The following is a 12,845-nucleotide window of genomic DNA, read 5'->3' as shown; positions in this document are numbered from 1 at the left end:
CAGCGGACCAGTGCCAGTCGGGTCAATACAGTAACAAATTTCATGTATCAGATGTTCGGTCCCCCTATGGCCGCCAGACCGACCACGCTTCAGCTACGAATGGTCGCTGTCCTCTTCGGACTCTTGTTCGTCACGGCCATGTTACTCGTCGGCGTCTGGGCCGTCTTCTACGGCGTGCTTTCGCTTTTCGGAATCGGATTCGCCACCCGGATCGCGATCGTGAGTACCGCCGTCACGCTGCTGGCTATCGGCTGGCTCGAGTACAGACAGCTCGAGACGATCGGGCGACTCGCTGACGCCCACCCGGTCGACCGAGAGACGGCCCCGGAGCTCTACCGGACGACGACGCGCGTCGCCGCGCAACTCGACGTGCCCGTACCGACGATCGCCGTCTCGGAGCGCGATGCGCCCGAAGCCCTGGCCGTCGGATTCCACCCTGATTCGGTTTCCCTCATCCTCTCGCTTGGCACGATCAACGCGCTCGACGATCGCGAACTCGAGTCGGTGATCGCACACGAACTCGCCCACGTGAAAAACCGGGATGCGATGGTCGTGACGATCGTTTCACTGCCGGTCGTCCTCGCTGATGGGCTCCGATCGCGGATCGAACGGCTGGACGATCCGGGACCGCTTGGGATCGTTACCCTCCCACTCGGCATCTTGTCGAGCGTGGTATGGGTTGTCGGGCGAACGCTCACCGCCCGCTTCTCTCGCGCCAGAGAACGAGCGGCCGATCGAGCGGCCGCGGCGGTGACCGGTTCGCCCGCCGCCCTCGCCAGCGCGCTCGAGCAACTCGATCGGGAAATCGCCGACACGCCGACTCGCGATCTTCGCGAAGCGTCGGGGGTCTCTTCGCTGTCGGTACTCCCGCTCGAACCGAAGGCACTCGAGAAGATCATGCTCGGACCCGAGGGCGATATCGAGCCTTCCTACTGGTGGCTCAGGACACGGTTCCACCGCCTCAAGCGGTATCTCTTCGACACGCACCCGCCGACGGTGGACCGAATCGAATCGCTGGCGGCACTCGAACGCGACGGATAGCCGGCCGCTGTCGGTGCAACCGACGGCCAGTTTTACGTCGCCGTGTGGCGTAGTGCATCCGGCCATGGTCTTCAAGAAAATCACGCTCATCGGTACCAGCCCCGAGAGCTTCGATGCCGCCGCCGACGACGCCATCGACCGCGCCGAAGCGACCCTCGAGAACGTCCACTGGATCGAGGTCGACGAACTCGGCGTCGAGATCGCCAGCGCCGAGGATCGCGAGTACCAGGCCGAAGTCACCGTCGCATTCGAACTCGAGGAGTAAGCTGACCGCGACGCCCGCGGCTCTCACGGCCGTCTCGCTTTTCCGATCGGACCGTCGAATAGCCCCGCTATCGGCGCGAAAGCAGGAGAACGCAAGCGCGGTACGAGACGGTGCCGGACGACCGGACGGTGGTTACGTTCGGAACGATTCGCCACAGCCGCACTCGCTGACGACGTTCGGGTTGTCCACGTGGAACCCTTCGGACTGCAGCCCGTTCTCGTAGTCGAGGACGCTCCCCTCGATGTATTTCAGGCTCGCCGGATCGACGAACACGCGCAGCTCGTGGTGTTCGTAGATCGTGTCGTCCTCGTCCGGCGCATCGTCGAATCGCATGCCATAGGAGAGGCCGGCACAGCCGCCCTGCTGGACGAACAGGCGGAGACCGGCTTCCCCCGCGTCGAGACCCTCGCCCTCGAGCAAGGAGAGTGCCTGTTCGGCCGCGTCCTCGGTCACCTCAATCTCCGGTCGTGCGTCGGCCGATCCGCCGTCCATACTGTCCGTGCTCATACGAGCACCTTTCGGCGCGACGGTGTTAACTGTGACGCCATTCGAACACGGACGGGTCAGCCGAAGTCGGGACGTTCCGTTTCGGTAGCCGATCCCGGTCGTTAGCAGTTCGATCGCCGCCGGAACGATCGGTAGTAGGTCCCGAACTGTCGCTCGTCGTTTCGCGAGAGCTCGATGTCGTGTTCCGCCAGCAACTCGAGCATCCGTTCTAACTCACAGCCGTACCACATCGAGAGGAGCCGCACGTTCTTCTGTGCGTAGTCGTAGTTGCGCTCGAGGACACGCCCGTCCGTCGGATCGACACGCGGTTCCATCTCGTCTCTCCTTCCGTCCTCCAGCTACGTAAAACCAGTTTACGGTTCGATAACGTATGACCGCCGCCGAACAATATGATATTACCGTCCGCTATGGATCATCCTCCTCGTCGAGTCGGCAGCGAACGCTCTCGGCGTGGGCCTCGAGTCCCTCGGCGTCGGCGAGGGTTGTGATCGTCTCGCCTAAGTCGGCCAATCCTTTGCTCGAGAGGCGCTGGACCGTCGTCGACCGGAGGAACGTCTCGACGGAGAGTCCGCCGGTTACACGCGCGCCGCCGTTGGTCGGCAGGACGTGGTTGGTACCGCTGGCGTAGTCCCCGGCCGCGACGGGGGTGTTCGGCCCGAGGAAGACGCTGCCCGCGCTGTCGATTCGGTCGACGATCGATTCGTCGTCACCGGCGATGACCGAGAGGTGCTCGGGGGCGTACTCCTCCGTAAAGAGGATGGCCTCGCTCATCGAGCGGGCAAGCAGGACCCCGCTTGCGTCGTTTGCAAGCGCATCGCGGATCACGTCTTCGCGCTCGCGTTCGCTCGCCTGCTCGTCGACCGCGTCGGCCACGGCGTCGGCGGTCGCTTCGTCGTCGGTGACGGCGACGACCGAGGCGTTGGGGTCGTGTTCGGCCTGTGCGACGAGTTCGGCGGCGACCAGTTCGGGGGCTGCGCTCCCGTCGGCGACCACGACGACCTCGCTCGGCCCCGCGAGGAAGTCGATTTCGACGTCGCCGCGGACCGCGGCCTTGGCCGCGGTCACCCACTTGTTCCCCGGGCCGACGATCTTCTGGACGCGGTCGATCGTCTCCGTCCCGTAGGCCAGCCCCGCGATCGCCTGCGCGCCGCCGACGCTGTAGACGACGTCCGCGCCCGCGGCGTCGATGGCCGCCAGCGTGACGGGATTTAACTCCTCGGCCGGCGGCGTGACGACCGCGACGTGCTCGACGCCGGCGACGACCGCCGGGACGATCCCCATGATCGCACTCGAGGGGTAGGCCGCCGAGCCGCCGGGGACGTAGACGCCGACGCGCTCGAGGGGCCGAAAGCGCCGCCCCAACGTGCGCCCGTCGCCGAACTCACGCCGCCAGTCCTCCGGACGTTGAGCCTCGTGGAACTCGCGGACGTTCGCCACAGCGGTCTCGATTGCTTCCCGGATCTCGTCGTCTATCTCGTCGGAGGCCCGTTCGCAGGCGTCGGTAATTTCTATGTTGCCGAGTTCGACGCCGTCGAAGTCGCTCGTAAAGTCGCGGACGGCGACGTCGCCCTCCTCGCGGACCCGGTCGACGATCCCGCGAACGTCATCCTCGACGGCCTCGATGCCGGCGTCGCGTTCGAAGAAGGCCGTGCGGTCGGTCGGCCCAAGGTCGGCGATCGCCTGCACGTCGATTGTCATGACTTCGGATTCGAGCGGCGGGCGAAAAACGGTTTCCTTCCAGGTGGGTTCAGGCGTCCGGGTTCTCCACGTTCCAGATCCCCACTGCGTCGAGCGTCGCCCTGACGAACAGATAGACGAGGAGGCCGAAACCGACGAGCGCGAACGGTGCCTGCAGGAGGTTCGAAATCCCGACCTCGAGGAAGATCCGACTGAGCCCGCGAACGACGAAGCTCACGATCACCAGTCCGAACGCGATGAGCGCGAGTTTGACGAATCCCGATCGGTCCATATCTCCTCCTACGGGCACTATCGCTAAACGATGTCGGTTGTTCCCATCGCTTCCCGCGTCTGCGTCGACGGCTCGAGTTCCGCGTCTCTCTCGAGTGCCGTCACTGTACGTCGGCGCTTGCGGCGCGGCCGATGGCGTAGACGGCCACCGACCCGAACGTCAGCGCGAGTCCGACGAGGACGGCCAGCGCGGGGACGAGCGTGTTCCACATCCCCTCGAACCGCGTGATCTCGATGACCGTCATCGTATCCTCCCCGAGCATCACCGCGCGAGCAGCATCGACGCCGTAGGTGATCGGGTTAAACGTCGCGACCGTCTGGATCCACTCCGGCAGCGCCGGCAGCGGCAGGAACGCACTCGAGACGAATAGCAGGGGCAGTTGCAACAGGTTTGCCCCGATGATCGTCGACTCCTCGTCTCGAGTCACGACCGCTAACACATTCGAGAACGCGGTGAACCAGACCGAGAAGATGACGCAGATGCCCGCGATCGCAACAGCGCCCGCCAGTCCCGTCTCGATCTCGGCGCCGAGCAGGACACCAAGTCCTAGCACGATCGTCACCTGAGCGACGATGCGGACGACCTCGGCCAGCGTCTTCCCCAGGAAAACGGCGGTCCGGTTCATCGGGCTGACCAGAATCTTCTCGAACATGCCAGTCTCGATGTCGTTGACCAGTCCGATACCCGAGGTCGCGGCCGCGACCAGCGCCACCTGGATCACGATCGCCGGGACGAGGTACGTTTCGTAGGTGATTCCCGGCAATGCACCCGTCGCTACGCCGCCGAACACCTGCGTGAACAACACGAGGAAGATGATCGGCTGAACCAGCGAGACGACGAGGACGAACGGGTTTCGGACGGATTTGATCGTCCACCGGACGAACGTGACTCGCACGTCGCTCGCGAATCCACCGCCGTGGCGGTCAACGTTCGGCGTACTCATCGGTCTCTCCCCGTTCGGCCGGTTTCGTTTCCGTCGCCATCGGTGTCACCACCGTCGCCGATCGGCTCCGACCGCGTGGTGTCGGCCGCCGTCGGCTCTCCTTCGGCACCTCCCGTCATGTCTGGGGTCTCGTCGGTCACGGCGAGGAATACGTCGTCGAGCGTCGGCGCCCGAACGTCGAACCCGACCACGTCGATGCCGGCGTCACGGAGCGCCACCAATAGATCTGTTCCGCGCGTCCGCGCGTCGCGAGCGGTCACTTCGATTCCCGACTCCGTCCGCTCAACCGTCGCGCCTTCCGCGAACAGTTCCTCGTCGCGAGCGACCGTCGCCGCCCGATCACTCGCGTCGGGATCGGCCAATTCGACGCCGAGAATCTCGCCGCCGACGCGGCGTTTCAACCCGGCGGGCGACCCTTCGGCGACGACCCGCCCGCGCTGGATCACGGATAGCCGGTCGCACAGCTGATCTGCCTCCTCCAAGTACTGTGTCGTCAGCAAGACGGTCGTTCCCTCGTCGTTGATTCGACGGAAGTACTCCCAGAGGCGATTTCGCGCGGCCGGATCGAGCCCGGTCGTCGGCTCATCGAGGAACACCAGTTGCGGCCGGTGGACCAGCGCGGTCGCCGCGTCGAGGCGCTTTTTCATCCCGCCCGAGAAATCGTCGGCGACCTTGTCCGCCACGTCGGTCAGTTCGACGAGCTCGAGCAATTCGTCGATCCGGTCGGTCCGATCCGCTTTCGGCACTCCGTAGGCGTCACAGGCGAACCGGAGGTTCTCGTGGGCCGTCAGCTCAGGATCGATACTCGTCTCCTGGGCCATGTAACCGACCGTCGCGCGTACGCTGTGTGGGTCGGCGATCGCGTCGATCCCGTTGACCTCCACCGAGCCACCCGTCGGTCGCAACAGCGTCACCAGCGTCTTGATCACCGTCGTCTTCCCCGCGCCGTTCGGGCCGAGGAAACCGAAGAACTCCCCCTCGTCGACGAGCAGGTCGACGCCGCGAACCGCTTCGGTCCCGTCCGCGTACGTCACCGCCACGTTCCGGGCCTCGATTGCGTAGTCGGTCACAGTCGTCTTTAGGCGACCAGCGGGATATAGCTGCGAGTTCAAACCAGATTCATTCTTTCGCGATTCGAATCATCGGTGCTCGTCCCTCCTCGACCGATCTGCGGTCGCGTCTGGCCCGTGTGTACAAGTGGTCCCGGAACGGAGCCGGCTCCGGCCCGATCGGTTCGTACTCGAGACGGTCGCGGAGTACTCACACAGTCTCCCGGATCGGCCGGCGTTCGAACGCGAACACACCGTCGTCACGCACGCTCGTTCGCGATACTCCCACAGCTTGGCCGTCGTCTGTCGGAACCGATCGATGTACGCGACTCGTACCATCCCTTTCTCGGGCCCGAACCGGCTATCGATGACGTTTCGGTTCGTTCCGCTCTGCGAGAATACGCGGTCGCGCTCGTCCGGCACGGCAGGCGCTGTATAACTATTCCGCGTCCACCGCACCTCCGACTCATGTGGCCATGGGAACACGCGATTGTCGGCTACCTTGCCTATTCGGTGTGCTGTCACCTCGTCTTTCGCGACTCACCCAGCGGACTCGAGGCGTTCACCGTCGTGCTGGCGTCGACCCTTCCGGACCTGATCGACAAACCCCTCGCATGGGAGTTCGGTGTCTTCGACGCGGGGTACGCCATCGGCCACTCGGTGTTTTTCCTCGTCCCGCTCTCGATCACTGTCGGAACCGTCACGGCCATGGCCGGCCGTCCGCGGACCGGTCTCGCCTTCACCGTCGGCTCGTTGCTGCATCCCCCCGCCGATCTCCTCTACTCCTACGTTAGCCAGGGTATCGTCCAGTTCGAGCTCATGCTCTGGCCGGTCGAGACCGTCGCGGGACGCCCGCCCAGCCGAGGGTTCCTCGAGTCGTTCGAAACGCTGTTCGGACGCTATCTATCGACGCTCCTCGCAGGAGATGTCTCGACATACGTCTGGACTCAGTTCGGGCTAGCGGCGTTCGCCTTCTCGCTCTGGCTCTATGACGGCGCGCCGGTGCTCCGACAGTGCCTGCTCGGCGGTAAACGGCTCCTCTCGGAACTGAACGGCTCGCGATCGAATCGATGACCCATCTCGACCTCGAGTCCGAGAGCGACTTGAGCAGCCGTTGGCTCGTATCGATCCTCGGTCGGGGACTCGCCGGCGTCGCGTTTCTGACCTGCCGTCCCCACCTCAAAACCGATTGCCGTTACGATCTCGGCAACCGGCGGCAAGAACGATCCGTTCACCGCCCGGACCGACTTCGCTCGCGACCAGTACCGCCAGTAAGCAACGGTACGCGTAACGTGAGCGCGCTCGATCGTCTTCGAGATATTCCAGCCGCTACCCGATTACGCCAAGTGATGACTGTCTCCGGGATCGGCCCCGGTGATTCATATCGAGGGACGTATCGCTCGAGACTAAAGCGGTCGCGCGCCTCGAGGGCAGAGCCGGAATCTGGCCCTCCAGATCCTGATAGTGAACGAACGGCTGTGTCACTACCACTCTTTGGCGGAGAGTAATACTTCTTTTCCGGTCGCAGACCCCTCGCACAGTTGAATGCCAACGGTGGCCAATGCAGGGTCGAGACGACGCCCTTATGTATGGACCGGGGCTTCGATACTAATGCGAACGACGTGGCGCACGCCGCCACGTTCCCTCCGGCCGTTCCCCGGCACGGAGGTAGGAAACTATCCGTTCCCTCGTCACGATCCCGGTTCGTCCGTGGATCGTCTCGAGGGGTGTTCGGATCGATCGCGTCTGACGCCAAATATCGGTGTCTCAGTACGATGCCCTTATATACTCTGGGCGCGTACTTCAGAACACGCGAAAGTCCTCGCTGGATGCGATTTCCAGCAAAGGAACGATCCGATGCCCTTAAGTGTACGAGGACATTCGGATAGGAACGTGACGGCGACTCGCTCACTGCGAGCCGCCATCTCGGACGGTGTGAGGTTCGAAGGGGTTATATACTCCCGATGGCCTACAAACACGTCCGAAGGAAATGAGGATCTCACCCCTGCGGTCCGCCGTACAGATGGGATCTGATGTTAGCCTTGGTAGTTCGGTGACGCCCGACCGGTCATCGCGACCGACTGCGTGTCACCGAACGTGGACCATAGCAAAGTGTGAGTGTGTACCTACATTCACCGCCAACCTCCCCGGCTCTGCCGGGGAAGAGCATTCCGGTTGATCCTGCCGGAGGTCATTGCTATTGGAGTCCGATTTAGCCATGCTAGTTGCACGAGCTTAGACTCGTAGCAGATAGCTCAGTAACACGTGGCCAAACTACCCTATGGATCCGAATAACCTCGGGAAACTGAGGCTAATTCGGAATACCGTTCACAGCCTGGAACTGGCGTGAACGCGAAACGCTCCGGCGCCATAGGATGTGGCTGCGGCCGATTAGGTAGACGGTGGGGTAACGGCCCACCGTGCCCATAATCGGTACGGGTTGTGAGAGCAAGAGCCCGGAGACGGAATCTGAGACAAGATTCCGGGCCCTACGGGGCGCAGCAGGCGCGAAACCTTTACACTGCACGCGAGTGCGATAAGGGGACTCCAAGTGCGAGGGCATATAGTCCTCGCTTTTCACGACCGTAAGGTGGTCGTAGAATAAGTGCTGGGCAAGACCGGTGCCAGCCGCCGCGGTAATACCGGCAGCACAAGTGATGACCGCTCTTATTGGGCCTAAAGCGTCCGTAGCTGGCCACGCAAGTCCATCGGGAAATCCGCGCGCTCAACGCGCGGGCGTCCGGTAGAAACTGCGTGGCTTGGGACCGGAAGATCCAGAGGGTACGTCCGGGGTAGGAGTGAAATCCCGTAATCCTGGACGGACCACCGGTGGCGAAAGCGCTCTGGAAAGACGGATCCGACGGTGAGGGACGAAAGCTCGGGTCACGAACCGGATTAGATACCCGGGTAGTCCGAGCTGTAAACGATGTCTGCTAGGTGTGGCACTGGCTACGAGCCAGTGCTGTGCCGTAGGGAAGCCGTGAAGCAGACCGCCTGGGAAGTACGTCCGCAAGGATGAAACTTAAAGGAATTGGCGGGGGAGCACTACAACCGGAGGAGCCTGCGGTTTAATTGGACTCAACGCCGGACATCTCACCAGCATCGACAATGTGCTGTGAAGGTCAGGTTGATGACCTTACTGGAGCCATTGAGAGGAGGTGCATGGCCGCCGTCAGCTCGTACCGTGAGGCGTCCTGTTAAGTCAGGCAACGAGCGAGACCCGCACTCCTAATTGCCAGCAACACCCTTGTGGTGGTTGGGTACATTAGGAGGACTGCCAGTGCCAAACTGGAGGAAGGAACGGGCAACGGTAGGTCAGTATGCCCCGAATGTGCTGGGCGACACGCGGGCTACAATGGCCAAGACAGTGGGATGCAACCCCGAAAGGGGACGCTAATCTCCGAAACTTGGTCGTAGTTCGGATTGAGGACTGAAACCCGTCCTCATGAAGCTGGATTCGGTAGTAATCGCCGTTCAGAAGACGGCGGTGAATACGTCCCTGCTCCTTGCACACACCGCCCGTCAAAGCACCCGAGTGGGGTCCGGATGAGGCCGGCGCAACGTCGGTCGAATCTGGGCTCCGCAAGGGGGCTTAAGTCGTAACAAGGTAGCCGTAGGGGAATCTGCGGCTGGATCACCTCCACAGACCGGGACTGGGGCGACGCCCCAGCCCACCACCGTCCACGTTCGGTCGACCGCACTCGTCCGACCGGCCGATCGGGCACCTTTGAACTACCAAGGCTAACACTTCACTCCCTGCCCGCCATCCGGCGGGCGTGGGCCCATAGCTCAGTGGTAGAGTGCCTCCTTTGCAAGGAGGATGCCCAGGGTTCGAATCCCTGTGGGTCCATCACTCGGAGGAAATCACGGATCGTGCCCCTTAAGTGGGTCAGGGTCCGAGGATTGAATCCGAACGAAAACCGATGCACCACCCCGTGCAAACGTGGGTGGGAAGGGTTAATGCACGCTTGGCAGTCTCCAAGCGCTGCAAATGAGACCGTGTGTACGTGTAGTCCAGGCGTCCACTGGACCCGTTCCCGGGTCACTACGTAGTTGCACCTCGTGCAACTGCCGATCCGATGAACGTGGCTACTGTGCCAGCTGGTGGATCGCTCGGCTTGAGAGCTGAAGAAGGACGTGCCAAGCTGCGATAAGCCTATGGGAGCCGCACGGAGGCGAAGAACATAGGATCTCCGAATGGGAATCCCCACCGCAATTGCTTCGCGCAATGGGGAACGTCGGGAATTGAAACATCTTAGTACCGACAGGAAAAGAAAGCAAACGCGATGTCGTTAGTATTGGCGAAAGAACGCGATACAGTCCAAACCGAAGCCTTCACGGGCAATGTGGTGTTCGGACTGACTCTCAGCAACAGAACGGTTACGCGAAGTCTCCTGGAACGGAGCACGAAACAGGGTGATAGTCCCGTACCGTACCCAAGTACGTTGTGCGTCAGCTCCAGAGTAGCGGGGGTTGGATATCCCTCGTGAATCTCGCGGGCATCGACCGCGAAGACTAAACACTCCTCAAGACCGATAGCGAACAAGTAGCGTGAGCGAACGCTGAAAAGCACCCCACGAAGGGAGGTGCAATAGGGCGTGAAATCAGTTGGCGATTGAGCGACGGGGCTTACAAGGTCCTCTCCAAAACGACCGTAGCGCGAGCTACTAGTAGAACGGTGAGGAAGCCGAAGTTCCGTCGTACGTTTTGAAAAACGAACCAGGGAGTGTGCCTGTTTGACGAGTCTAACTCGATCATCGAGGAAGGCGTAGGGAAACCGACATGGCCGCAGTGCTTTGCATGAGGGCCGCCGTGTTCAAGCGCGGGGAGTCAAACGGGTACAACCCGAAACCGGACGATCTACGCAAGGGCAAGGTGAAGCGTGCCGAAAGGCACGTGGAGGCCTGTTAGAGTTGGTGTCCTACAATACCCTCTCGTGACCTTTGTGTAGGGGTGAAAGGCCCATCGAGTCCGGAAACAGCTGGTTCCAACCGAAAGATGTCGAAGCATCACCTCTGCCGAGGTAGTTCGTGAGGTAGAGCGACGGATTGGGGGACCGCACTCCGAGAGGAGTGCGCCCCCCTGTCCAACTCCAAACTTACGAACGCCGTTTGACGCAGGGAGTTCGGTGCGCGGGGTAAGCCTGTGTACCGTGAGGGAGACAACCCAGAGCTGGGTTAAGGTCCCCAAGTGTGGATTAAGTGCGATCGAAGGTGGTCTCAAGCCCTAGACAGCCGGGAGGTGAGCTTAGAAGCAGCTACCCTCTAAGAAAAGCGTAACAGCTTACCGGCCGAGGTTTGAGGCGCCCAAAATGATCGGGGCTCAAATCCACCACCGAGACCTAGCGGCATCCGTCAAAGGATGATCCTGTAGGTTGGCGTTCTGTTCGGATGGAAGCACGGGCGAGAGCTCGTGTGGACCGTTCAGTAACGAAAATCCTGGTCATAGTAGCAGCGTTAGTCGGGTTAGAACCCCGACGGCCGAACGAGTAAGGGTTCCTCAGCAATGCTGATCAGCTGAGGGTTAGCCGGTCCTAAGTCTGCCCGTAAGTCGAAGCAGACAACAGGGAAATAGGTTAATATTCCTATGCCAGTGTGCACTCAAAGCCGACGCTTTGGGGCCGCCTCTACCGGGCTTTCGCCCGGTCGAACAGTCGAAGCTCGTGGAAGCCGTAATGGCACGAAGCGATCGAATGGCTGGATAGCGCAAGAGAGGTCAACCTAGAGCCCGTGAAAAGGCAAGCACACTGTCCGTACCGAGATCCGACACAGGTACTCGTGGCGGCGAAAGCCAAGGTCTGTCGGGAGTAACCGACGTTAGGGAATTCGGCAAGTTAGTCCCGTACGTTCGCAATAAGGGATGCCTGCCTCGCGAAGAGGCAGGTCGCAGTGACTCGGACGCTCCGACTGTCTAGTAACAACATAGGTGACCGCAAATCCGCAAGGACTCGTACGGTCACTGAATCCTGCCCAGTGCAGGTATCTGAACACCCCGTACAAGGGGACGAAGGACCTGTTAACGGCGGGGGTAACTATGACCCTCTTAAGGTAGCGTAGTACCTTGCCGCTTCAGTAGCGGCTTGCATGAATGGATCAACGAGAGCGTCACTGTCCCAACGTTGGGCCCGGTGAACTGTACGTTCCAGTGCGGAGTCTGGAGACCCCCAAGGGGAAGCGAAGACCCTATAGAGCTTTACTGCAGGCTGTCACTGAGACGTGGTCGCCATTGTGCAGCATAGGTAGGAGCCGTTACACAGGTACCCGCGCTAGCGGGCCACCGAGGCAGCATTGAAATACTACCCGATGGTGACTGCGACTCTCACTCCTGGCGGAGGACACTGGTAGCCGGGCAGTTTGACTGGGGCGGTACGCGCCTGAAAAGATATCGGGCGCGCCCCAAGATTTCCTCACCCGTGTCGGAGACGCGGGAAAGAGCGCAAGAGCATAAGGAAGTCTGACAGTGTCCGGCACAACGACGGACGCTGACGCGAAAGCGTGGTCTAGCGAACCAATCAGCCTGCTTGATGCGGGCGATTGCTGACAGAAAAGCTACCTTAGGGATAACAGAGTCGTCACTCGCAAGAGCACATATCGACCGAGTGGCTTGCTACCTCGATGTCGGTTCCCTCCATCCTGCCCGTGCAGAAGCGGGCAAGGGTGAGGTTGTTCGCCTATTAAAGGAGGTCGTGAGCTGGGTTTAGACCGTCGTGAGACAGGTCGGCTGCTATCTATTGGGGGTGTAACGGTATCTGACGGGAACGTTCGTATAGTACGAGAGGAACTACGAATGGGTGCCACTGGTGTACCAGCTGTTCGAGAGAGCACGTGCTGGGCAGCCACGCACCACGGGGTAAGAGCTGAACGCATCTAAGCTCGAAACCCACCTGAAAAAGAGATACCATCGAGATCACTCGTAGAAGACGAGTTCAATAGACTCGGGGTGTACGCGCCAAGGCAACGAGGCGTTGAGCCCGCGAGCACTAACCGATCGAGCCACACACTCATACACTACATCGCATTGGATCCGTGACGCGAGAACGGGTCCGGACGCAAACTGGACTACACATACACT

The 12,845-nt window shown here is 61.4% G+C and carries 9 protein-coding genes, 1 tRNA gene and 2 rRNA genes; 6 read left to right on the top strand and 6 right to left on the bottom strand.

Annotated features, from left to right (window positions below):
* The first annotated feature begins 66 nt into the window (after nt 1-66).
* The gene (locus tag ACJ70B_RS01420) at nt 67-1,041 is read left to right on the top strand and encodes a M48 family metalloprotease (protein ID WP_408958635.1); all 975 of its coding nucleotides are present in this window, start codon (nt 67-69) and stop codon (nt 1,039-1,041) included.
* Between the two features lie 64 nt (nt 1,042-1,105).
* Nucleotides 1,106-1,306, top strand: a complete 201-nt coding sequence (locus ACJ70B_RS01415; protein WP_408958634.1) for a dodecin — start codon at nt 1,106-1,108, stop codon at nt 1,304-1,306.
* Between the two features lie 132 nt (nt 1,307-1,438).
* Here the strand turns inward: ACJ70B_RS01415 and ACJ70B_RS01410 are convergent, their stop codons facing one another.
* The 6 genes from ACJ70B_RS01410 to ACJ70B_RS01385 all read right to left on the bottom strand — a co-directional run bounded on the left by ACJ70B_RS01410 (nt 1,439) and on the right by ACJ70B_RS01385 (nt 5,795).
* Complete coding sequence (locus ACJ70B_RS01410) at nt 1,439-1,813, bottom strand: HesB/IscA family protein (RefSeq protein WP_408958633.1); 375 nt, start codon at nt 1,811-1,813, stop codon at nt 1,439-1,441.
* A 101-nt stretch (nt 1,814-1,914) separates the two neighbouring features.
* Nucleotides 1,915-2,127, bottom strand: a complete 213-nt coding sequence (locus tag ACJ70B_RS01405) for a hypothetical protein (protein ID WP_408958632.1) — start codon at nt 2,125-2,127, stop codon at nt 1,915-1,917.
* A 91-nt stretch (nt 2,128-2,218) separates the two neighbouring features.
* Nucleotides 2,219-3,511, bottom strand: a complete 1,293-nt coding sequence (hisD, locus tag ACJ70B_RS01400) for a histidinol dehydrogenase (RefSeq protein WP_408958631.1) — start codon at nt 3,509-3,511, stop codon at nt 2,219-2,221.
* 49 nt (nt 3,512-3,560) lie between these two features.
* Nucleotides 3,561-3,782: a hypothetical protein gene (locus ACJ70B_RS01395; RefSeq protein ID WP_408958630.1), complete on the bottom strand. Its 222-nt coding sequence runs from the start codon at nt 3,780-3,782 to the stop codon at nt 3,561-3,563.
* 100 nt (nt 3,783-3,882) lie between these two features.
* Nucleotides 3,883-4,725: an ABC transporter permease gene (locus ACJ70B_RS01390; protein WP_408958629.1), complete on the bottom strand. Its 843-nt coding sequence runs from the start codon at nt 4,723-4,725 to the stop codon at nt 3,883-3,885.
* Entirely contained in the window at nt 4,722-5,795 is a 1,074-nt protein-coding gene (locus ACJ70B_RS01385; RefSeq protein ID WP_408958628.1) for an ATP-binding cassette domain-containing protein, read from the bottom strand. The genes ACJ70B_RS01390 and ACJ70B_RS01385 overlap by 4 nt, the downstream gene beginning before the upstream one ends.
* 447 nt (nt 5,796-6,242) lie before the next feature.
* Here ACJ70B_RS01385 and ACJ70B_RS01380 point away from each other — a divergent pair, with 447 nt between their 5' ends.
* The 4 genes from ACJ70B_RS01380 to ACJ70B_RS01365 all read left to right on the top strand — a co-directional run bounded on the left by ACJ70B_RS01380 (nt 6,243) and on the right by ACJ70B_RS01365 (nt 12,775).
* Nucleotides 6,243-6,848: a metal-dependent hydrolase gene (locus tag ACJ70B_RS01380; RefSeq protein WP_408958627.1), complete on the top strand. Its 606-nt coding sequence runs from the start codon at nt 6,243-6,245 to the stop codon at nt 6,846-6,848.
* A gap of 1,094 nt (nt 6,849-7,942) precedes the next feature.
* Nucleotides 7,943-9,417: ribosomal RNA gene (locus ACJ70B_RS01375) — 16S ribosomal RNA — on the top strand.
* A gap of 135 nt (nt 9,418-9,552) precedes the next feature.
* Nucleotides 9,553-9,624: transfer RNA gene (locus ACJ70B_RS01370), tRNA-Ala, on the top strand.
* Nucleotides 9,625-9,854: 230 nt separating this feature from the next.
* Nucleotides 9,855-12,775 (top strand): 23S ribosomal RNA (locus ACJ70B_RS01365).
* The 16S and 23S rRNA genes sit together here with 1 tRNA gene alongside, the layout of an rRNA operon.
* Nucleotides 12,776-12,845: the final 70 nt, after the last annotated feature.

This window comes from Natrinema sp. 74 (assembly GCF_046097095.1).
GTDB lineage: Archaea > Halobacteriota > Halobacteria > Halobacteriales > Natrialbaceae > Natrinema.
The sequence above is the reverse complement of the archived record's forward strand: the minus strand, read 5'-3'. Positions and strand labels throughout refer to the sequence as shown.